The 21,931-nt window shown below is 61.2% G+C and carries 19 protein-coding genes and 1 pseudogene; 18 read left to right on the top strand and 2 right to left on the bottom strand.

Annotated elements, in window-relative coordinates; translation table 11 throughout:
- Positions 1 to 3 precede the first annotated feature (3 nt).
- Complete coding sequence (locus QPR87_RS11870) at positions 4 to 957, top strand: quinone oxidoreductase family protein (protein ID WP_024844895.1); 954 nt, start codon at positions 4 to 6, stop codon at positions 955 to 957.
- A gap of 24 nt (positions 958 to 981) precedes the next feature.
- On the opposite strand, the gene QPR87_RS11865 is transcribed toward QPR87_RS11870, so the two are convergent.
- Complete coding sequence (locus QPR87_RS11865; RefSeq protein WP_197029418.1) at positions 982 to 1,428, bottom strand: MarR family winged helix-turn-helix transcriptional regulator; 447 nt, start codon at positions 1,426 to 1,428, stop codon at positions 982 to 984.
- Positions 1,429 to 1,513: 85 nt separating this feature from the next.
- Between QPR87_RS11865 and QPR87_RS11860 the strand changes: the two genes are divergently transcribed.
- The 13 genes from QPR87_RS11860 to iaaH all read left to right on the top strand — a co-directional run bounded on the left by QPR87_RS11860 (position 1,514) and on the right by iaaH (position 15,933).
- On the top strand, positions 1,514 to 3,034 hold the full coding sequence (locus QPR87_RS11860; protein ID WP_024844896.1) for an FAD-dependent oxidoreductase: 1,521 nt from the start codon (positions 1,514 to 1,516) through the stop codon (positions 3,032 to 3,034).
- A gap of 40 nt (positions 3,035 to 3,074) precedes the next feature.
- On the top strand, positions 3,075 to 3,359 hold the full coding sequence (locus QPR87_RS11855) for a hypothetical protein (RefSeq protein WP_128493034.1): 285 nt from the start codon (positions 3,075 to 3,077) through the stop codon (positions 3,357 to 3,359).
- Between the two features lie 414 nt (positions 3,360 to 3,773).
- Positions 3,774 to 5,801: an alpha-ketoacid dehydrogenase subunit alpha/beta gene (locus QPR87_RS11850; protein ID WP_197025571.1), complete on the top strand. Its 2,028-nt coding sequence runs from the start codon at positions 3,774 to 3,776 to the stop codon at positions 5,799 to 5,801.
- Entirely contained in the window at positions 5,801 to 6,556 is a 756-nt protein-coding gene (locus QPR87_RS11845; RefSeq protein ID WP_011749318.1) for an IclR family transcriptional regulator, read from the top strand. The genes QPR87_RS11850 and QPR87_RS11845 overlap by 1 nt, the downstream gene beginning before the upstream one ends.
- A 12-nt stretch (positions 6,557 to 6,568) precedes the next feature.
- The gene (locus QPR87_RS11840) at positions 6,569 to 6,967 is read left to right on the top strand and encodes a RidA family protein (RefSeq protein ID WP_011749319.1); all 399 of its coding nucleotides are present in this window, start codon (positions 6,569 to 6,571) and stop codon (positions 6,965 to 6,967) included.
- Positions 6,967 to 8,355 (top strand): aminotransferase, encoded by a 1,389-nt coding sequence (locus tag QPR87_RS11835; protein WP_024844898.1) that lies wholly within the window; start codon positions 6,967 to 6,969, stop codon positions 8,353 to 8,355. The genes QPR87_RS11840 and QPR87_RS11835 overlap by 1 nt, the downstream gene beginning before the upstream one ends.
- Complete coding sequence (locus tag QPR87_RS11830; RefSeq protein WP_011749321.1) at positions 8,345 to 9,772, top strand: amidase; 1,428 nt, start codon at positions 8,345 to 8,347, stop codon at positions 9,770 to 9,772. The genes QPR87_RS11835 and QPR87_RS11830 overlap by 11 nt, the downstream gene beginning before the upstream one ends.
- 31 nt (positions 9,773 to 9,803) lie before the next feature.
- Positions 9,804 to 11,111, top strand: a complete 1,308-nt coding sequence (locus tag QPR87_RS11825) for an ABC transporter substrate-binding protein (RefSeq protein WP_128493035.1) — start codon at positions 9,804 to 9,806, stop codon at positions 11,109 to 11,111.
- Between the two features lie 2 nt (positions 11,112 to 11,113).
- The gene (locus QPR87_RS11820) at positions 11,114 to 11,926 is read left to right on the top strand and encodes an ABC transporter ATP-binding protein (RefSeq protein ID WP_011749323.1); all 813 of its coding nucleotides are present in this window, start codon (positions 11,114 to 11,116) and stop codon (positions 11,924 to 11,926) included.
- A 4-nt stretch (positions 11,927 to 11,930) separates the two neighbouring features.
- Positions 11,931 to 12,629, top strand: coding sequence for an ABC transporter ATP-binding protein (locus QPR87_RS11815; RefSeq protein WP_197029419.1), 699 nt, complete (start codon positions 11,931 to 11,933; stop codon positions 12,627 to 12,629).
- A 3-nt stretch (positions 12,630 to 12,632) separates the two neighbouring features.
- On the top strand, positions 12,633 to 13,511 hold the full coding sequence (locus QPR87_RS11810) for a branched-chain amino acid ABC transporter permease (RefSeq protein WP_011749325.1): 879 nt from the start codon (positions 12,633 to 12,635) through the stop codon (positions 13,509 to 13,511).
- Complete coding sequence (locus QPR87_RS11805) at positions 13,508 to 14,524, top strand: branched-chain amino acid ABC transporter permease (protein ID WP_285049667.1); 1,017 nt, start codon at positions 13,508 to 13,510, stop codon at positions 14,522 to 14,524. Before QPR87_RS11810 ends, QPR87_RS11805 begins: the two co-directional genes overlap by 4 nt.
- Positions 14,512 to 15,933 (top strand): indoleacetamide hydrolase, encoded by a 1,422-nt coding sequence (gene iaaH, locus QPR87_RS11800; protein WP_285049666.1) that lies wholly within the window; start codon positions 14,512 to 14,514, stop codon positions 15,931 to 15,933. Before QPR87_RS11805 ends, iaaH begins: the two co-directional genes overlap by 13 nt.
- 294 nt (positions 15,934 to 16,227) lie before the next feature.
- Here the strand turns inward: iaaH and QPR87_RS11795 are convergent.
- Positions 16,228 to 16,742 (bottom strand): annotated as a pseudogene (locus QPR87_RS11795) (IS5 family transposase); the annotation flags it as partial.
- Between QPR87_RS11795 and QPR87_RS11790 the strand changes: the two are divergent.
- From QPR87_RS11790 to QPR87_RS11775, 4 genes are all read left to right on the top strand, one after another.
- Positions 16,692 to 18,725, top strand: coding sequence for an autotransporter outer membrane beta-barrel domain-containing protein (locus QPR87_RS11790; RefSeq protein WP_350310456.1), 2,034 nt, complete (start codon positions 16,692 to 16,694; stop codon positions 18,723 to 18,725). The pseudogene QPR87_RS11795 and the gene QPR87_RS11790 sit on opposite strands and share 51 nt — an antisense overlap.
- 29 nt (positions 18,726 to 18,754) lie before the next feature.
- Entirely contained in the window at positions 18,755 to 19,270 is a 516-nt protein-coding gene (locus tag QPR87_RS11785; protein WP_155984362.1) for a hypothetical protein, read from the top strand.
- Positions 19,271 to 19,358: 88 nt separating this feature from the next.
- A complete protein-coding gene (locus QPR87_RS11780; protein WP_036764897.1) occupies positions 19,359 to 19,553 on the top strand; it encodes a hypothetical protein in 195 nt (64 codons plus the stop codon).
- Positions 19,554 to 19,648: 95 nt separating this feature from the next.
- On the top strand, positions 19,649 to 21,631 hold the full coding sequence (locus tag QPR87_RS11775) for a hypothetical protein (protein ID WP_155984363.1): 1,983 nt from the start codon (positions 19,649 to 19,651) through the stop codon (positions 21,629 to 21,631).
- Positions 21,632 to 21,931 lie beyond the last annotated feature (300 nt).

The raw sequence follows: 21,931 nt of genomic DNA, 5'->3' as shown, positions 1-21,931 counted from the left end.
GCCATGAAGGCTCTGGTTGTGCAGGACTACGGCCGGTCGCCGGCCTATACCGATTTCCCCGATCCGGCCGTAGGGCCGGGCGAGGTTCGGGTTGCCGTCAACGCCGCCGCGATGAGCCAGGTGGTCAAGGGACGGGCCGCAGGCAGCCACTACAGCGCATCGGGCGGGCTGCCCTTCGTCGCTGGCATCGACGGTGTTGGTCGCCTTGATGACGGGCGCCGGGTCTGGTTCGTCCTGCCGCGCGATCCCTTTGGCAGCATGGCAGAGCAGACGGTGGTGCCAGTGGCGCAGTGCCTTGTCTTGCCGGACGATCTCGATGACCTGACGGCGGCGGCCATCGCCAACCCGGGCATGTCATCCTGGGTCACCTATACCGAGCGGGCGCGGCTTCAGCCTGGCGAGACCGTTCTCGTCAACGGCGCTACCGGAACCTCGGGCAGGCTTGCCGTCCAGATCGCCAGGCACCTGGGGGCGGGGAAGATCATCGCCACCGGCCGCGACGCCGAGGCTTTGCGCGAGGTCGCCGCTTTGGGCGCGGACGTGACGATCCCGCTTACGGAGGATGCGGCTGCCTTCGAGGAGAGGTTCAAAGAGCAGTTCGCGCAAGGCGTCGATGTGGTCGTCGACTACCTTTGGGGGATGAGCGCGGAATGCCTGCTGATCGCTGGGGCCAAGACCGGACGGCCCGGCACTCCGATCCGCGTGATCCAGATCGGCTCGGTCAGCGGCGCGACCATCACCCTTCCGAGCGCGGTTCTGCGGGCTTCCGCGATCGAACTCATGGGCGCCGGTCATGGCGCCGTCCCGCTCGACCGTCATCTTGCGGCGGTGGAGGCGCTGCTGAAGGCGGTGGCGCCCGCGAACCTGAAAATCGCGTTCCACGCAGTCCCGCTATCAGACGGCACTCGAGCCTGGGATCGGGACGACAGCCGCAACCGCACGGTGTTCGTGGTCTGACATCCGGCTCGCTCCGGGCCTATCCTACTCGCTTCGGGTAGGCTCGGCGCTCATGCTGTCGGCGAGCATCTTCATCAGCCGGATCAACTCGTCGAAATCGTCACGTTTCCAGTCCTTGAACAGCGAAAGCACCATCTTCTCCCGCGCGGCATCAACCGCGTCCGTCGCGGCCTTGCCTTTGGTCGTGATGACTGCCTCGCGCACCCGCTTGTCAGAGGGGGAGGCGCGGCGTTCGACCAGCCCGATCTCCTCCAGCCGGGCGATCTGGCGGCTTACGGTCGTGTAGTCGCGCCCGACACCATCGGCCAGTTCGACCACCCCGATCGGCCCCCGCCGCTCGACCGTGACGAGCAGCGGAAACAGCGCCCTCTCCAGCGTAAGCCCCGCGATTTCCAGCAGTTGCGCATCCCGCTCGGGGCGGTTCATCAGGCTGGCGATGTCCATCAGCGCCCGATGCAGCTCGGGCAACATCTTCCTGATATGTGTATGATGCACTTTTATCGTTGACACGCGCAGACCCTCCATAATATGTGCATCATACACATTGGAGAGAACGATGAAAGCGCAAAACCCTGTTGCGGTGCTGATCTGTGGCGCCGGTGCGTCGGGTCTTACCCTGGCGGTCGATCTGGCCCGTCGTGGCGTGGCCTTCCGCATCATCGAGAAGATGGACCAGCCCTTCGCCGGCTCGCGGGGCAAGGGCATCCAGCCGCGGACGCAGGAAGTGTTCGCGGATCTGGGCGTCCTCGACCGTGTGGTGGCGGCAGGCGGTATCTACCCGTCGATGCGGGAATATCGCGCGGATGGCACCTGGATCGAGAAAGACATGGCTGAGCGGCATGACCCGACGCCCGCCGAGCCCTATCAGATCGCGCTGATGGTTCCCCAGTTCCTGACGGAGCGGGTGCTACGCGAGCGTCTGGCCGAGCTTGGCCACCGCGTGGAGTTCGGCACCGAACTCGTCGGGTTCGAGCAGGACGAGAAGGGCGTCACCGCGCGGCTGGTGGGTCCGGATGGCGAGGAGACCTTAACCGCCCGCTATCTCGTCGGCGCCGATGGTGGCCGCAGCTTCGTGCGGCGCACGCTTGGGGTGGAGTTCCCCGGCAAGACGCTGGGCGTGCGCGCCATCGTCGCCGATGTCGCGTTGACCGGCCTTGGACGCGATGCCTGGCATCAGTTCAACGATGGCGACATGCAGCGGATGGTGGCGATCTGCCCGCTTGCCGGGACCGACCTGTTCCAACTTCAGGCGCCCATCCCGCCGGAGGGCGAAGCCGATCTCTCTGCCAAGGCGCTGGAGGGAATGATACTGGATCGGACAGGCCGCAGCGATATCCGGGTGCATTCCGTGGCCTGGGCTTCCGCCTATGCCATGAACGCGCGGCTCGCCGAATGCTTCCGGGTCGGCCGGGCGTTCCTGGTGGGGGACGCCGCCCATATCCATCCGCCGACCGGCGGTCAGGGCCTGAACACCAGCGTGCAGGATGCCTGGAACCTCGGGTGGAAGCTGGCAGCCGTGCTGCATGGCGCGCCGGATGGGCTGCTCGACACCTACGAGGCGGAGCGGCGCCCGGTGGCCGAAGCGATGCTGGGGCTTGCGACCGGCCTTCTTGACGCGATGAAACGCGGAATGACGCGGCGCGGCCGCGAGACCCGCCAGCTCGACATCGGATACCCCGAGTCGCCGCTGGCCCTCGATCCCTCCGGACGGCCCGGTATCCTGCTCGCCGGGGATCGCGCGCCCGACGCTCCGCTACGCGGCGCTGCTGGACTGTCCCGCCGCCTGTTCGACCTGTTCAGCGGCCCTCACTGGACGCTGATCGGCTTCGAGGCTGAGCGCGACATCATTGCGCCGAGAGGCGGGCTGCACATCCACCGGGTCGGCCCCGGCCAGGAGCTTGAGGACGAGGACGGCCACCTGCACGCCGCCTATGGCCTGGCACCCGGCGAATGGGTGCTGGTGCGTCCCGACGGCTATGTCGCCGCGATCGTGTCCATGCAAGATGTGGCTCTTTTGGAGAGTTTCCTTGCCGAGGTAGGAGTGGCGGGAGCACGCTCTGGAGACCTGAAATCGTAGCCCCGTGATCTGTTGACATTGATCGCTTGAAATTCAGTTCATGCTGGTGGTTTCGAGCGCAAATATGGGCGTTTGCCTACGCGGCTGTTCGAAATATCTCTCGAAGTATTTCTGGCTCAACCTGGCGGAGCATGGGAAAGATGAGAGTGCTTGGTGGCAAGTGAAGATGGTTGTCCGCCCCCGCAACCAGAAAACACAAAGATATCAGCGTGTTAAGCCTCCCTCGGGAGGCTTTTTGCATTTGGGCTTCCTGAAGCCCGGAAGCATATCGGAAGCAATCGATCGGAAACCACAGCGGGAAATCGGCGGTGTCACATTGCCGTGATTAATGGCTTGCCGTCGCTTGATCCATATCCGCCACTAGGCTCTTGAGCTACTCCTTCTCGTCCACGAGCCGCGTTAGCGGCTTGCCGTCGGGCAAAACAATGCCGACAAACTTCGCCTTCGGCTTGTAGAGTGCGGCGAGGCTCAACTCGTGCTTTCGGCAGACCGGCCCCCCCATTCTTTGATCATCCCGATAATCTGCGTCTCGGTGAAACTGCTTTCATGTCATCCGCTCCCTCTCGGATGTCCCGCAAGCTCTACGTCGCAGCGAAGGAGCTTCTGGGGGTAGGTCAGCATGCAGAGAGAGCAAAGACATAGAATTATAAAATAGTGATAACAATATAAATATATTGACCATTTTGGGGTGGGCATCTAGCATCAAGTTAACTGAAAGCTCGGCGCAGGGAGAATAGAGTTGCCCGCACCTCTCACCGATACTGACATCGAATTTCTTGTGAGTTCTTACGAGCGGATGTACCGCATCCGTCAGTTCGAGCAGTCTGCGCTTGATCTTAGCACCAGCAAGGAAGCTCTTATCGCGGGGTCGGTGCATCTGTGCGCCGGTCAGGAAGCGGTGCCTGTCGGTGCAATGGCCGCACTCGGCCCGTGTGATCGCGTTATCGCAACTTATAGAGGTCATGGCTGGGCGTTAGAAACGGGCGTTCCCGCCCAAGAATTTTTTGCTGAGCTTTGCCACCGTAAGGCAGGTGTGAATGGTGGACGAAGTGGCTCTGCCCTGGTCACCGCGCCGAATCAGCGTTTTATCGGTGAAAACTCTATAGTCGGTGCGGGCGGGCCGATTGCCTGTGGCATCGCCCTGGCGGCAAAGATGGAGGGCGCGGACCGCGTCTGCCTTGTGACATTCGGTGACGGGGCCACCAGCCAGGGCGCTCTGCATGAGGCTTTCGTCTTCGCCGCCGCCTATAAGCTTCCCGTGATCTTCGTCTGTGAAAACAATGGTTGGTCAGAGATGACCCCGACGCTTTCAATCACGGGGCTCGACCGTCTGGCCCGGCGCGCGAATGGCTATGGCATGGCATCCGCCACGATTGACGGCACCGACCCGATGGCGGTCAAGGACAGCATTGCCCTTGCGCGGGCGGCTGTGCTTGGCGGCAAGGGGCCTGCGCTGATCGAATGCCGGGTGCCGCGGCTCTGGGGGCATTACAACCGCGATATCGAGCATTACCGGCCGAAATCCGACCGTGAAGACAGCCGCGCCCGCGATCCGCTGGCGCTGCTGGAGGCCCGGCTCTGCGCTCTCGGTGCCAGCAGCGCGGAAGAGCTGGCGATTCTGCGGGGGCGGCTCGACCGTGACTGGAGCGCGGTTCTGGACACTGTGAAAGCCATGCCGCTGCCCGATGCCGCCTCTGCCGCAGATCATGTTGTGGCACCGATCCCCGCCGCCCCGTCCGCGCCGGATCAGCAGGGGGAGAGCCGCGAGATCACCTATATCCAGGCTGTGAATGAGGCCCTGAAGCGCGAGCTGACCGAGCACTCCGAAGTGATGGTTTTTGGCGAAGATGTCGGCCATGCAGGGGGGATCTTCGGTGCAACCCGCTATCTGCAAAGGGATTTTGGCGCGGAGAGGGTCTTTGACACCCCGATTGCCGAAGCCGCGATTCTGGGGTCGGCGGTCGGGCTGGCGCTCGAAGGCAAGCGGCCTGTGGTGGAAATCATGTGGGCCGATTTCCTGCTGGTGGCGCTGGATCAGATCATAAATCAGGCCGCGAATATCCGCTATCTGACGCGCGGCACCCGGACTGCGCCGATTGTCGTGCGCGTTCAGCAGGGCGCGACGCCCGGCTCCACCGCGCAGCATTCACAATCGCTGGAGGCGATGCTGGCCCATGTGCCGGGCCTGCGGGTGGGGCTGCCGTCGACAGCCGATGACGCCTATCACATGCTGCGCGCCGCAATACATGGCGCGGATCCGACCGTCATCATCGAATCCCGTGCCCTTTATCAGCGTACAGGGACGGTCTGGCCGGATGCTGCGCGTCAGGCCACCGCAGGGGCGACCCTGCGCCGCGCGGGGACGAGCGTGACCCTGCTCGGCTGGGGCGCAGTCATGCCCGCGGTCGAGGCTGCCGCCGATGCCCTGGCCGAGAATTGCATCGACGTTTCTGTTCTGGATCTGCGCTGGCTGTCACCGGTGGACTGGGGTCAGCTCTGCGCCACCGTTTCCGCAACGGGCGGTCGCGTCGTGGTGGTGCATGAGGCCAATTTGACCGGCGGTTTCGGCGCGGAAATCGTCGCCGGGCTGGCGGAACGGCTGGGACCAGGGGCGCTCTCTTTCCGCCGGGTCGCGACGCCGGATGTGCGGATGCCGGCTTCGCCGGTCCTTCAGGCCGCGCTGCTGCCCGATGCGGCAAAGATCATGGCCGCCGCGAAGGATCTTCTGCAGTCGAATCTCCTGCCCCAGAACGAGGAATATGTCTGATGACCGGCAGCAAAGAGAAAAGCGGACGTCTCCAGATCAACTCCGTGGTGCGCGGGGTCAATATCCTGACCGCCATCGCGCGCAGCGATCAGGGGCTGAGCGTGCGCGAAATTGCCGAGGCCATTGGGGTTGAGCGGCAGACGGCCTATCATCTGGTACATACGCTTGAAGATACAGGATTTATTGCTCGCGATGATCAGCGTAATTACCGCCTTGGCCTGCGGGTCGGGGCGCTCGCCGAGGCTTTTGGCCGACAGTTTTCTGCCCCTGATTATATGCTACCGCTGGTGCGCGGTTTGGCCACGGAAACCGGCGAGACCTGCTATGTCGTCGGCTGGTGGCAGGGCGAGATCGTGATCATCGAGGTGGCCGCTGGTGCCAATGCGATCCGCGCAGCCGAGATGCCGCATGGCCAGTATCTGCATGCCCATGCGCGGGCAGCGGGCAAGGTGCTACTCGCTTATGCGGCCACGGCCCGCATGGCGGAATATCTGCTTAATCATCAGCCGCTGGCAAAGCTGACCGAGAATACCATGACCGATTTCAAATCCCTCCAGGCCGAATTCACCCGTATCCGGGCCGAGGGCATCGGTTATGACAATGAGGAATTCGCCCGCGGTACTTCCTGCATGGCGATGCCGCTGGAAGCTGGCACCGCCCCCTATGCTCTGGCCTTGTCCGCACCAACCGAGCGCTTTCATGCCTTCCGTGAAACCTACCAGCAGAAACTGGCCGCGCTGGTTCAGCGCAACTGAGAGACAGATCCCATGACCATCACGCTTTTTGATTGTAAGGATGTCGCCGCCGCTTTCGGGAATTACGCGCATGGCGTGGTCATTCCGCCAAGTGCCGTCACCATCCATCTGGCCGGTCAGGTCGGGGTGCGCCCGGATGGCACGATCCCCGGTGATGCGGGAGAACAGACCCGCATCATCTTCGAGAATTTCAGGATTATCCTAGAAAGCCGGGGCTTTGCTTTCAGCGACATCGTCAAAATGAACTACTTTGTTGTCGAGGCTGAAGATCTCCCTGCAATCCGTGCGGTGCGCGACAGTCTGATCCCCGCGCCCTTTCCAGCGGCCTCTCTGGTGTTGGTCAAGGCGCTCGGGCGGCCAGAATGGAAACTCGAGATCGAATGTATTGCGGCCCGGACCGGGGCGGAATGATGCGCAATTCTCTGGCCCATACCGATCTGAACTGCCTGCTGCATCCCCAGACCGACCCCGCCGCGCTGGTGGCGCAGGGGCCGCTGATCCTCGAAAGTGGCGATGGCGTTTTTGTCACTGACAGCAGCGGGCGCAGCTATCTGGAGGGGATGTCCAGCCTCTGGTGTGCTTCCCTTGGCTTCAATGAGCCGCGTCTGGCCCGCGCGGCGGCTGATCAGATCAGCCGCCTTGGTACTTACCACACTTTTAACCGGCGCTCGAATCCGGCGGTGATCGAACTGGCGGAGCGGCTTCTGGCGTTGTCTCCGATGCCGGATGGCAAGGCGTTGTTCGCCAATTCCGGCTCGGAAGCGGTCGATACGATGATCAAGCTGGCCTGGCTCTACCATAGCGGGCGCGGTGCGCCAGAAAGGCGCAAGATCATCAGCCGCCGCCGCGCCTATCATGGCAGCACCGTTCTCGGGGCGACGCTCAGCGGGCTGCCCTCGATGCGTGGTGCCTTTGCCTGGCCGGATCCGGGCGTGATTTTTGCCGAGGCGCCCCATTTCTACACCTGCGCAGAAGCGGGCGAGAGCGAGGAGGCCTTCGTCGACCGACTGGTGGCCGAAGTCGCGGCTCTCATCGCCGCCGAGGGGGCTGGCAGCATTGCGGCCATGATCGCAGAACCGGTCATGGGGGCGGGCGGCGTCATAATCCCCCCTTCCGGCTATTTCCCGAAACTGGCGGAGCTGCTGCGCGAGAAAGGTATCTTGCTGCTCAGCGATGAGGTGATCTGTGGCTTCGGACGCACCGGTGAATGGTTCGGCTGCCAGACCTTCGGCTTTCGGCCCGATATGATGAGCGTCGCCAAGGCGCTGTCTTCGGGATATCAGCCGATCGGGGCAACCTTGCTGACCGCGGAGATCCACGATGTGGTCAGCGCCGAAGCCAGCCGTCTGGGCGTGCTTGGCCACGGCTTCACCTATGCCGGGCATCCCGTCACCAGCGCGGTCGCGCTTGAGACGCTGAAGATCTACGAGGAAATGGATCTGCTGGCACAGGTTCGGGCGCGGGCACCGGCCTTTCTTGACCATATCAACGCGCTGGCTGGGCATCCGCTTGTGGGCGAGGCCCGCGCTGTCGGCCTGATCGGTGCAGTGGAACTGGTTGCGGATCGCGCCACGCGCCGACCCTTCGCGTCAGAAGCCGGTATCGGCGCGCGTCTGGTCACGCTGGCACTGGATCAAGGTCTGATTGTTCGCAATCTGGGCGACGCCATAGCCATTTGCCCGCCGCTGATCGTCACGACAGCCGAACTGGAGCTACTTTTCAACCGCCTGCGACAGGCGCTGGATGCTCTGGCCCTTGAAACCGCCGCGAGCCAGGTGGAGGACCGGCATGATCAGTGACATTCTTGATCTCGATGCGACAGCGCAGGCTGCGGCCGTCGCGAAGGGCGATGTCAGCGCGGCAGAGCTGGCCCGCGCCGCGATTGCGAGGATCGAGGCCGGGGAGCCCGTGCTCAATGCGGTGACGCAGCGCTTTTTCGATCAGGCGCTCGATATGGCATCAGCCGATCTGCCGCCGGGGCCGTTTCGCGGCGTGCCCTTTCTGGTGAAGGACTTTTACTGCCATATGGCGGGAACCCCGACCACCGGCAGCGCAAAGCTGCTGGAGCACAACTTGATCGACCATGACAGCGCACTGATGGCTCGCTATCGCCAGGCGGGGTTTGTGACGCTCGGCAAGACCAATGTGCCGGAAATGGTCACCATGGGCACGACCGAGCCGGTCTGGCGCGGCCCCACGCGTAACCCCTGGAATACCGGTCATACGCCGGGCGGGTCTTCGGGTGGCTCGGCGGCGGCGGTCGCGGCGGGATATGTCGCGGTGGCCCATGCCAATGATGGCGCCGGATCCATCCGCATCCCGGCCTCATGCTGCGGTCTCTTCGGGCTGAAGCCTTCGCGGGCCCGGGTCACGCTCGGGCCGGATGTTGGCGAGGCCATCGGTGGCATCACGGCGGAACATGTGGTTTCGCGATCCGTGCGGGACAGTGCGGCGGTGCTCGACGCCACCGCCGGAGCCCTGCCGGGAGACCCCTATATCGCCCCCGAGCCGCCGGAAGGCTTCCTTGCCGCCATCGCCAGACCGCGCAAGGGGCTGCGGATCGGCCTGACGCTCGATGCGCCGGACGGCACCAGCGCCGCGCCGGAATGTCAAGCTGCGGCTCTGCGGGCGGCGGTGCTCTTGCGTGATCTTGGTCATCAGGTCGAGGAGGTCACGTTGCCCTTCGACGGCGCCGCCTTCCGCGCGGCGCTCTCCACCTTCTGGCCGATGACCGTGACCCGGGGCCTCAGCGCGATTGCGGAGGCCCGGGACGCGGACCCCGAAGTTCTGTTGCGCGAGCTTGAGCCCTTTAACCAGCATCTCTTCGCTCTTGGGATCTCGCGCCGGGCGGTAGATTACATCCGGGATCTTGTGATCTTTCAGGGAATGGCGCGGGCCATGGGGCAGTTCTTTGCCACACAGGATATCTGGCTTTCGCCGGTCCTGCCCTTCACGCCGCCCCGGCTTGGCTATTTTGATGCGGGTGTCCTGGGCGGGGAAACGGCCTGGAACCGGGTGCTCGACTCCTTCATGTTCACTGCGCCCGCCAATGTCACCGGCCTGCCTTCTGCCAGCTTGCCGATGACCGTGTCGAATGAGGGGCTTCCCATAGGCATCCAGTTGACGGCGAAGCTGAATGACGAAGCGCTCATCTTCAACCTCGCAGCGCAGCTTGAAGCCGCAAACCCCTGGGCGATGCCTAGGCACAAGATCTAAACAAAAACCAAACACAACAGGGAGTTACAACATGGGTCATCGCATCCATCGGAGAGGCATGCTTAAAGGGTCGGCCTGGCTGGCCGGGGCTGCCGCAGTCTTGTCGGGCGCGAATGCCGCCCGGGCAGAGGCCTCGGGCGAGCCGGTCCCCATTGGTCAGGCTGCGCCGCTGACCGATTTCGCCGCCGCTGACGGCGTGGAATTCCGCAACGGGCTGATCATGGCCTGCGACGAGATCAACGCGCTTGGCGGCATTCTTGGCCGCCCGCTGGAGCCGCATTTCGAAGACACGAAACAGATGGGCGACGCAACCAATGTGCAGGCCGTGCAGCGCCTGATCGACCGCTACGGCGTTCATGCCGTGATCAACGGCTATAATACCGGATCGGGGTCTGCAGTGCAGGACGCTATTGCGGATGCCGGCATCATCTATATGCACAATGACACCTCCAGTGGGCATGGGGTGCTGATCGGCTCTGACCCGGAGCGCTATTTCGGTTCCTTCCAGACCGATCCGTCGGAAACATGGTATGGCTCGGGCCTGCTGAAGTTTCTATCCTCCCTGACCGATGGCGGAACATTCGCGCCCGCCAACCGCAAACTGGCGATCATTCTTTCAGCGGGGACCTATTCCTCGAACATTGCCAATGTGGTGCGAGAGGGCGCGGCGGAGCTTGGCTGGGAGGTCAGCCTCTATGAGACTGTAAATGTGCCGATTTCGGAATGGGGGCCAACGCTGTCCAAGCTGCGCCAGGACCCGCCCGGCGTGATCGTGGTCACGCACTATTTCCCGGCTGATTTGGCGCAGTTCATGGTTCAGTTCATGACCAATCCGACGCCGAGCCTGATCTATATGCAATATGGCCCCTCGGTGAAATCCTTCCGCGACATCGCCGGACCGGCCGCCGCAGGGGTAGTCTTCTCGACCGTGATCGGCGCGCTGCAGGACGAGATCGGCCTTGATTTCGAAGCCCGCTACAAGGCGCGTTTTGGCGATGACGCGGGGCATAATTCCGGGGTCCAGTCCTATAATGCGGCTTGGATCTGGGCGGCTGCGGCGGCACTCGCCGGTGGCTCCGGTGCCCCGGGGGAGGAGGAGCAGAACCGCAAAGTGGCCGAACGCATCCGGGCGATGATTCACCGTGGCCCGAACGGCACGACACGTTTCATGCCCGGCGAGCAGGCTGCGGCCTCTTATCCGGGCGGCACGGATGATCCTTCGCTTGGGATGCCACATCAGTTCCTGCAGATCCAGGACCATACTGCAGAGCCGGTCCTGATCGCCCCTTGGCCCTATGCAAAGGCCGGTTTCATCACGCCGCCCTGGATCAGGGGGTGAGAATGTTTCAGGTCAGGGAAACACCTCTCCTGTCCTGCCGGAATGTCACGAAGAAGTTTGGCTCGCTGGCTGCTGTCAGCGAGTTGAGCTTCGACCTTGCCGCCGGTGAGGTCCTTGGCATCGGGGGGCCGAATGGGGCAGGAAAAACCACGCTTTTCGAGATGATCTCCGGGCAGACCGCTGTCACATCCGGCACGATTGCGCTTGAGGGCCGCGATATCACCGGGCTGTCGCCTGTCGGGCGCTGCCATGCCGGACTGGCCCGGGTGTTTCAGCTAAATACCGGTTTCGACAGTCTGAGCGTGCGCGAGAACGTGCTGGTCGCGGCCTATTACGGCAGGGCCCCGCGCCGGATCCCCGGCTTTCGGGTGCCCTCAGAGGTCAGCGACCAGGTGCAGGATGCGCTGTGCCGCGTGGGCCTCGAGGCAAGCGCGGATCGCGCGGCGGCCAAGCTTCCGGTGATCGACCGCAAGCTGCTGATGATCGCCGGAGCGCTGGCGATGTCACCGAAACTCCTCTTGTTGGATGAACCCGTCGGCGGGCTGACACAGCGCGAGATCGACCAGGTGGCCGATGTCGTGGGCCAGGTGGCGGCGGATGGGGTGACGGTCGTTCTGATCGAACATGTCATGCGCTTTCTGGTGCAGCTGTCCACCCGTGTGATGATCCTGCACCATGGCAGGAAGCTTTACGAGGGCGATGCGGCGGGTATTTCCCGCGACCCGGATGTGGTCGAGGTCTATCTTGGCCAGAGCGCCGGCAAGGATGTCGCGCGCCTCGCCGCAGACCGGACGGAGGCGCGCCATGCCGGATGAACTTGTGATCTCGCATCTGACCGCCGGCTATGGCCATCAGTCTGTCCTCCAGGATCTGAGCTTGCGGGCAGAGGCGGGCCGGCTGACCGCCCTTATCGGGCCCAATGGCCATGGCAAGACCACGCTCTTAAGAGCGATTTCCGGGCTGATCCGGCCGAAGTCCGGTGAAATCCGCCTCGGGGCGGAACGGATTTCCGGGCTGGGCGCCGAAACCATCGTCGCGCGCGGGATTGTCCATGTGCCACAGGGCGATTTGCTCTTTCCCGATATGACGGTTCTGGAAAACCTGCGCATGGGCGCCTTTCTACCTGCGGCCGCCAGGCAGGAAAAATCCGTGCTGGAGGAGGTCTTCACCCTCCTTCCGAAATTGCGCGACCGTCAGAGCCAGATTGCGCGCACTTTGTCGGGCGGCGAGCGGCGGATGGTTGGCATCGGGCGCGGGCTGATGGCCTCGGGGCGGGTGCTGATGCTGGATGAGCCCTCGCTGGGGCTGGCCCCCATCGTCATTGAGCAGATTTACGAAGTCATCGCGGGTCTGCGCCGCGCCGGGCGCAGCATTCTCCTCGTCGAGGAAAACGCCATGCGGGCCGCTGTCATCGCCGATCAGGTGCATCTGCTGGACCATGGCACTCTCGCCTGGAGCGGCACCGGCGCTGAGCTTTCGGGCCGATCCGAGCTTCTTGAAACCTATCTGGGGGTATGAGCGATGGATGTTCTTTTACAGATTCTCGCCTCGGGCCTGACGCTGGGCGCGGTCTATGCGATTTCCACGGTTGGGCTGGCGCTGGTCTTCGGCGCGATGAATATGCTGAATATGAGCCATGGCGCGCTTATGGCTCTGGGCGGCTATATGGCCTGGTTCATGGTGACCGGTTTCGGCCTGCCGCCGGTTGCCGGAATGCTCGCGGCGGTGCTGGTCTGTGCGGCGGTGGGGGTGCTGATCTATCTGCTGATCGCAAAGCCCATGCTGCAGTCCGAGGGGTTCGAGACCCGCATCTTCATCGCGACCATCGGGTTTGGCGCCATGCTGGAGAGCGTAATCCTGATGGCCTTCGGGCCGCAGCCAAAGCCGCAACCGTTAGCGGTGCAGGGCGGGTTCTCCCTCGCAGGGGTGCATCTGCCGATCCAAAATCTGCTGATCCTTGTGCTGTCGATGCTGCTGATGGCCGCGCTGGCGCTGCTTTTGCAAAAGAGCCGGATCGGCAGGGCGATCCGCGCCACAGCGCAGAACCGTGATGCCGCGCGGCTGATGGGGGTGCGGATTGGTGTGGTCTATGCGCTGGTGCTGGGAATTTCCGGCGGGCTTGCCGCGATTTCCGGAATCACCGTGTCATCGCTGTCCAGCCTCCTGCCGAATATGGGGGGTGATCCGATGCTGAAAGCCTTCATCATCTGCGTGGTCGCCGGGCTTGGCAGGGTGCCTGGCAGTGTGATCGCTGCCCTGTTCATCGGTCTCTTCGAGGCAGTGGTGCAATATACAATCGGGGTTCGCTTCAGCTTTGCGCTTTTGCTTCTTCTCGTCATCGTGGTGCTGATCTGGAAGCCTCAGGGCGTGTTCGGGCGCCAACAGGGGGTTCGTCTATGACTGCCATGCGTCGTGATCTTCTTCTTTACGGCCTCTTCGCCTGTGTTGCGCTTTTCTGGCCTATGATTTCTGGGATGCGTTACTCGATAACCCAGACCACCTTTTTCTTTATTTGGGCCACGGTGGTGGTGCAGTGGAATCTGGTCTTCGGGATCGGCGGGATCTTCTCGCTGGCCCAGGTCGCGATCTTTGCCATCGGCGCCTATGTGACCGCGATGCTTGGCTATTACCTCGGTACATCTATGCTGCTGGCAATGCCTGCAGGCGCGGTTGTGGCAGTGGTCGCGAGTATCATCCTCGGCATCGCCTGCCTGAGGCTCTACGGCCCCTATGTCGCGCTGCTGACGATCTGCGTTTCGCAGGTCCTCTATGTGCTGATCGTGAATGATACCGATTGTTTTACCAATCCGCCGGCGGGCTGTATGCCGCTGATGGGCGGGGTGCGCGGCTTTTCCCGCTTTGGCGATCTGGGGTTTCGCGACTGGCTGGGCGCGGGCTTCTATGTCGGCAACTACTATGTTGGGCTTTTGTTGCTGAGCGCCGCGATCCTCTTCTCGATCATGATCATCCACAGTCCTATGGGGCTCGCCTTCCGGGCCTTGCGCGACAACCCGGTCTATGCCGCTGCCCGGGGCGTTGACCGCTTCCGCTATCAACTCTGGATCTTCGGTCTCTCGGCCTTCTTTACCGGCCTTGCCGGTGCCTTCTATGCGGTCAATACGGGCGTGGTCGGCCCGGTGGTGTTTTCCTTCCAGCACCTGCTCTTTTTGCTATCGATGATCATCGTGGGCGGAATAGGCACGGTCTGGGGGCCGGTGATTGGCGCGGCCGTGCTGATGCTGGCGGATGAGGCTATGCGCGAACTTGGGGACTTCCGCGATATCGGCATGGGGCTGATCCTCGTTGCCTGTGTCGTGTTGATGCCCAGGGGCCTGACCGGCCTGTTCCACGACATCTCGACACGTCTTGCAAAGTCATCTGGGACCGAAGGAGAGAAATCATGTCAGCGCTGAAGCCCGTGACCATGACAGAGCAGCTCCGCCAGCTGCGCAGCGGTGAGACGACTGCAGAGGCCATGATGACCCGCGCGATCCGGCGGGCCGGAGATTTAGGTCATCTCAATGCCTTTTTGACCGTTGAGCCTGACCTGGCGCTGCAACAAGCCCGAGCCGTCGATAGGGCGAGAACAGAGGGGGCGAAGATGCCAATACTGGCGGGACTTCCGATCGGTGTGAAGGATAACATCGATGTCGAAGGATGGGTCACTAGCGGTGCCACACCCGCATTGGCCCAGCTGCGTGCAAAGGCGACGGCGCCGGTTTTGCAGAAGCTGCTTCAGTCTCAGGCAGTTCTGCTAGGTAAAACCAATCTGCACGAACTGGCTTTCGGAGTCACGAATACCAACTTTACCCCTATACCGGCGGTCCGAAATCCGCATGATCCGGCCCGGATTAGCGGGGGTTCCTCGGGTGGTACAGCTGCCGCTATTGCGGCGGGTATTGTCTCTGCCGGGCTTGGAACAGATACCTCTGGTTCTGTTCGCATACCTGCCGCGCTTTGCGGTATCGCGGGCCTTCGGCCATCGGTCGGCGCGGGAGGCACTGAACGCAGATATTCCTCGCAGGGGGTTCTGCCAATCAGTCACACCAACGATACGCCCGGCCCGATGGCGGTGTCTGTCGAAGATTTGGCGCTTCTGGACGCTGTAATAACTGGAACTGATCCGGTCACTGCCAAATCGCTCAAAGGCGTGCGCTTGGGCGTCCCCGATTGTTTCTGGATCGACCTTGATCCTGATGTTGAACGTGTCTGCCGTGAGCTATGTGGCAAGCTCGCGAAGGCGGGGGCTGAGCTGGTTTCTGTTAGCCTGCCTAGGCTCCGTGATGTATGGCGGCAGGTATCCGCGCCGGTTGTGCTGCATGAGCCGCGCGAAGATATTCCCGTTTGGCTCGCTGCAAATGGCCGATCAGACATCTCTATCATGGATATTTTTCGTCAGATTGTGAACCCTGATGTGCGAGCCGCTTTTGAGGTTGTAACCTCGGAAAGCTCTGACAAAAATTATCGTGATGCAATTCAAAATTATCGTCCTGAGCTGTGCCGGATTTATGATGGAGCGTTTCAAAAAAATGGCCTCGCGGCTTTGATTTTTCCAACGGTTCCAATTCCAGCAACATATATCGACATCGAAAGCGCGTTCGGAAAAGTAAAGGTAAACGGTGAAGATCGGGAGATTTTTGATACGCTTGTTCGAAATACTGATCCGGGTGCTAACGCTGGATTGCCGGGATTGAGTATTCCTGTTGGATGGACGCAGAGTGGTTTGCCGGTTGGAATTGAAATTGACGGGCCGGTTGGTTCGGATCGGGATGTTCTCGGAATTGGAGTTTCAATCGAGCGTGAAATTTCAAATCAAGTGTAAGTCTGTCGGTTATTTTAATGTGAATTTTTGGTAAAAAACTCAAGGGTGTGGCGCTGAGTGTGCGGCATGACGCATGAATTGTTTGTCATGAATTTAATTTCAAGAGATGCGGCCAAAATAATTATATTACTATCAAGGGATACGTGATGATAGTGTGGGCCGAGTATGGTTTCGGAAATCGATGATGAGATATCCTCCGGGGCTGGTTCGCAGAAGTGGCCCGGTCCCGGACTACCTTTCGATCTTCGCGCCTTGCGTTATGCAATTGCTGCTGCGGAACATCTGAGTTTTAGGTCATGTTGACAAATGGCGGACCCAAAGGCGTATCGGCGTGATATCGATGAAGCCCAGGAAGCTCTCCGCAGTCTTGTCGTAACGGGTGGCAACGCGGCGGGCGTTCTTAAGCTTGTTGAAGCACCGTTCGACAAGGTTTCGAAGACGATACAAGGACCGGTCGACGGCAATGCGTTTTTTTCGTGATTTGCGCATGGGGATGACGGGCAAGACATCGCGTTTTCCCATGGATTTCCGAATGCTGTCAGCATCATAGCCTCGGTCGGCCAGCAGAACACTTGGTGTCGGCAGATTGTCGGCCATGACCAGATCGAAGCCGAGATAGTCGGAGGTTTGCCCCGCGGTGATCTCCGTCCTCATAGGCAGCCCTGCTGCGTTGACGAGGAGGTGGATCTTGGTCGTGAAGCCACCACGCGAACGGCCAAAACCCTGTCGCGGAGTCCCCCTTTAGCGCCCGCTGCCTGATGATGGGCGCGGACCACGGTGCTATCGATCATTTGCAGTGCATGCGGGACCGCGGCACGATTGAACTGGTCGGCATGGGCAGTATCGAAAACTCGTCGCGGGTGATCGTGGATGGCGCGCTTGATCTTGAAAACAAGGGCAACGAAATCGCGTTCTGGGGGGTGTCGGATGCCTATAATGATGCGAAGATCCGCAATCTGGCCGGGTCGGGTTCGGTCTTTATCTATGATAGCGATCTAGTGCTGACTGCGGCACAGGACACGTTCAGCGGGACTATCAGTTCTGTCGACAGCGAGGGGAGGCACCTTAAAGGCGGCCTGACGGTTCAGGGCGGTGTGCAGACGCTGTCGGGTGCGAATGTCTATTTCGGCGCGACCAAGGTCGACGCCGGTGCTGGGCTGGTCCTGACCTCGACAGGAAGCCTTGCAAGCGACGTGCTGGTTTCCGGTGGCTTCGTCAACGATGGCGATGTCGCGGGTGATACCATCGTGCAGGATGGCGGTATGACCGGCGGTTCCGGCAGCTATAGCGCGCTGACGGTCCTGGGCGGCGGCACGGTGGCCACCAATGGCAAGACGCCCCTGACGGTCGGAAGCGAATTTACCCAGAAGGCCGGCTCTACGCTTGTCTTCGCGCCGGTCGAGAACGGCATCCAGCCCGCTATCGCTGTCGGGGGGCGGGCCGTGATCGAAGACGGGGCAAGCATCACGCTGGACCGCGTTACGACCGGTCGGCTGGCGGTGGGGCGCGAATATGCGCTGGTTACCGCTGCGGGTGGCCTTGTCGGCAACTATGGCAGCCTGACCGGCGATCTGGTCACCGATGCGCCTTTCCTGTCCTTCGCGCTGGACAAGACTTCTTCCGGCGTCGCGCTGGGGGTTGAACGGTCCGATATCGTCTTTGCCGAGGTTGCGCACAGCGCCAACCAGATTGCCGTCGCCAACGAGCTGGAGGCGCTTGGCAGCGGCAATGAGTTGCATGACGAGGTTGCCTATATGACCGCTGCCGAGGCTTCGGATCTGCCTGCGGCCTTTGATTCGCTCTCGGGTGAAATCCATACCGCGATGCTGGGGGCAGTGGCCGAGGAAAGCCACTTCCTGCGCGATGCGGTGAACGGGCGCTTGCGGGCCGCCTTTGGCACGGTTGGCGCATACAAAGGGGGCGTGCAGGCCCTGACCGCATATGGGCCTGTCTCTGCCGAGGCGACCACCGACGGCCCGGTCTATTGGGGCCACGCCTTCGGCGGCCGGGGTGAGGCCGATGGCGACGGCAATGCGGCACGTCGTGACAGCCGGACCAACGGTGTGGTTTTGGGCTATGACGCGCCGGTTCAAAACTGGCGTCTGGGTGGCGTTCTGGCGATGAGCGACAGCTCCTATGGGTTGGACGGCCGTGCCTCGTCGGGTTCGGGCCGGGGTATCCACCTCGGGGTCTATGCCGGCACGCAATGGGGGCAGACCGCGCTGCGCAGCGGGCTTGTCTATTCGACGCTTCGGCTGAAGGCGAACCGCAGCACCAGCCTTGGCACGATCAACGAAAGGCTGTCGTCCAAATATAACGGGCATGTCTGGCAGGCCTTTGCCGAGGTCGGCCACCGGCTCGACCATGGCACGATGGCGCTGGAACCCTATGCCGGGCTTGCCCATGTCTGGATGCGCACCGACAGTTTCGCCGAAAACGGCGGTGAAACGGCGCTTGCCGGTGCGGAAGGCAAGATGGACACGACCTTCGCCACAATCGGGGTGCGCGCGGCCACGACCATCGAGGCGGCGACCCACAAACTGACCGTCAGTAGCGGCATCGGCTGGCGTCACGCCTTTGGCGACGCGCGCCCGGAGCTGGCGATGGCCTTTGCAGGGGGCACGGGCTTCAACGTGGCGGCGGCGCCGATTGCCCGCAATGCGGAGGTGCTGGATATGGGGGTCGATATGGAACTTGGCCGCAATACCAATCTGAGGCTGGACTATCAGGGCCAGCTTGCCACGGATGCGCGCGAGCATCGGCTGGGCGCCACTCTCGGCATGCAGTTCTGACGCCGTGTCTGAATACCAAGGAGAAAGCAATGGCATCTGGTTACATAACTATCAGAGGGGGGCTGTACCCCCTCCCTCTGGCCGCTTTGCTGGCCGGTCTGTCCGCCCTGCCGGTTTTTGCGACGGAAAAACACGCGCTGGGATTTGATGTCGCCATCAGCCTGTCGTCCAAAGCCGAAGCCGCGCTCAAGTCCACCCATGAGGGGATCTCGTTGTCGGCCACTTATTATGGCGAACCCCATCCCGGTGATGAGAAACACACCAACGCAATGGGGATGGTAGATCTGGGAGCCGAGGATATCAATCTTCCAGACGGTGCGCGGACGGTTCATGTGACCGGTAAAACGGTCAGCGCCGATCGACTGCGGCTGATCAGTGGCGGGCCGATGGTGAACGTCAATCTCTTTTCCTCGCGCAAAAGCCATGATGACAATATTCTGGCCTGCGATTTCATCGACGGTGCCGTTTCCAGCTTGAGGTCCGGGCCGGTGTATCTGCGTTGCGGCCTGATCACGGAAAACCCGGAAACCGAGGTCAAGCCATGACTCCGGCAGGCAGAGATGAAACGGGGCGGAACATGCACCGAGGCAACCGACAGTTCCTTCAATAGTAATAACAGGAGACAATAATATTATGCGCAACTGGCTTCTTGTTCTGCTGCTTGCAATTGGCCCTTTGGCGGCCTGCGACGATTCCGGGTCTGATGGATATACCGGCGGTCATGGTGTCGGCCTTCTGGTGGACGATCCCGATGATCCCAATAACTGGCCGCTCTGTTCGGATGGTGCGCGGCATCCGGATTGCAGCTACGCGCCGCTCGGCTATTGACGAAACCTGCGTATACGCCGTCGCCATGAGTGGCGGCGTATCGCGGCAGTCGTCGCGGTGCGGGGTGAATACATCAAGCGATTAAAGGAGACGGCATGCCCGGGGCATATTTCACGCAACAATGGAACGGTGTGGGAATGGCACTAGGGGCGCTTATACGGAGCACCCGGACTGAAGGCTGCGTAATTCTTCGGGGCCGGTCGGTTCTGGTCTGCGCCGTATCCGGTCTGGCTCTGATGACCTTTTCCTTTTCAGCCGGCGCTGATCCGGTTCAGCCCATCGGGATTCCGCTGAAGCATGTGCCGTCGGATGACGACGCAACGGATTTCAATTCACTTGGCATAATGGTCGGAGTTAATGACGCGCATCCGCGGCTTTATCAGTTTGATACCGGCTCTGATTTGTTTGTCGGGCAGTTTGACGAGGCCATGTCCGATGTGCAGCCGCTGGCGGGGCACAAGCCCGATCTGTATGCCTATGGTGACGGCTCTTATGGCTATTGGATGCAGGAAATCCAGTTCGGAAGCATTGCCTACTATGATCCGGACGCGCCGGATAAACCCGTGGCGGTCATACCCGGCAAACATGTTGCCGGGCGTATCATCGACTGGGTCTACAGTCAGGGTAGCGACGGTTACAAAAATCACAAGGTATCGGCCACGCCGATCGGGTACAGTGACGGGGTCGCGTATTACGCCGATATGGAGGTGCGTGACCGCATAATACATGATCAGCCAAGCGATCACCCACCATTTTACGGCACATTCGGCGCGGGAAATTTTACAGACGACAAAACCTATATTTCGGCCCCCGCCAGTCAGACAAAAACTGGCTATGTCATAGCCGCCAATGCGAATATGGGGGATAGTAAGACGCCGGGTTGTGCGCCCTGTCTTTCCCTGCATCTCACCCCGCAGATACGTGCGCAATTCACGGCGCTGATGCCGTGGGGAAAGCTGGACTATGAATTTTCCATGCGGCAGTTCCCCGGTTCCGGCGCAAACGCTTCGAATGTGCATGACGGGAACTACCGCTATACAATATCTGTTCCGGTTGGGAAAAAGAAGCGGGCCATTGACTTCCGTGGGCCCATTCTCTTTGATACAGGAACACCTGAATTCATTTATGTTGATTCCGATGGGATGCTGGCGAAATTCCGGTCTAAAGGTTATCGACTTGAAAAATATGGCGATGATACCGTTGATATCAAGTTCTATGGCTTTGACGATAAGCTGAACGATCTGGAATATGACGATGTTGATATCAGCCGGTTGTCCGATGAGGGCAGCGGGAATTCTCTGACCATCGGGTTGCCTTTTTTTCAGTCGAACTCGATGATGTTCGATCTGGAAAACCGCATAACCGCCTTTACGCCTTATTTCGTCACTGCCAGCGATTTTTCAACTGACGCCGGTGTGAATATTCCACATCTCGGTGTTGTCAACGGGGATGTCGGCAGCGTTGGATGGGTTGGCCTGGCCGGCAATCTGTCCGGGCAGGGTGATTTCACGATCGAAAAAGATTCGAATGTGCGCATGACCGCCATCAACACCTATACCGGAGCAACACGCATTGCCAAAGATGGTTATCTGCATCTGGCCGGGCTTGGCAGTATCGAGAAATCTGCGCATGTTTTCAACGAAGGAAATTTATTTATCGACCAGAAGGGCGCTTACATGACGCAATGGGGTGTGGATAAATCCTTCGGTGACGCCGTTATTCGCGATATTTCGGGTGGTGGTGACATTGTTCTTGGCTCCAGGCGCCTGGTCGTGACGGCAGCAACAGGGACGATAGGCGGTTCGATTACCGACTATGATGACAATGGCAAAAATCTCGGCGGCGGGCTGGTGCTTGCCGGAGGTAAACTGACCATTGCGGGCGACAATGATTATTCCGGCCTGACGGAAGTGGCCAGCGGCGCCGAAATGCACGTCACCGGCCAGCTTGCCGGCGATGTCTCGGTCCACGGGAAGTTGAGCGTGGACGGGCAGGTGTCCGGCACGGTGACGGTCCACGAAGGGGGCGAGCTTTCCGGGAATGGCGCGATCAGCGCTGTCCACCGGGTAAGCCGCTGAACTCGTCGTCGAGCGCCTCGGCCATGGCCGCCAGCCATTTCGGGCTGCATTCTGCATGCCGGTGATGGCGGCCGCCGACACGGTTCGGATTCGATCCTGTTAGCTGTTTGATCCAGTGGTTTGCAGGTGAACCTGAAGCGGCGCCGATGCCAAGCGAGAATACAGAAGAGTTCGAGCGGGTTCTCACCCAGCACTGAGCCGGCTCAGTGCTGGGTGAGAAACAACAGCCGGATTCACTACGACTAAATCACACAGCGCATCGAAGCTCAGGTAGGTTGCGGCGGTTGCGCGCCCCCGCAA

Source organism: Paracoccus sp. SSJ, from assembly GCF_030234105.1.
In the GTDB taxonomy this organism is placed as follows: domain Bacteria; phylum Pseudomonadota; class Alphaproteobacteria; order Rhodobacterales; family Rhodobacteraceae; genus Paracoccus; species Paracoccus denitrificans.
This window is presented reverse-complemented; position numbering and strand designations above follow the sequence as displayed.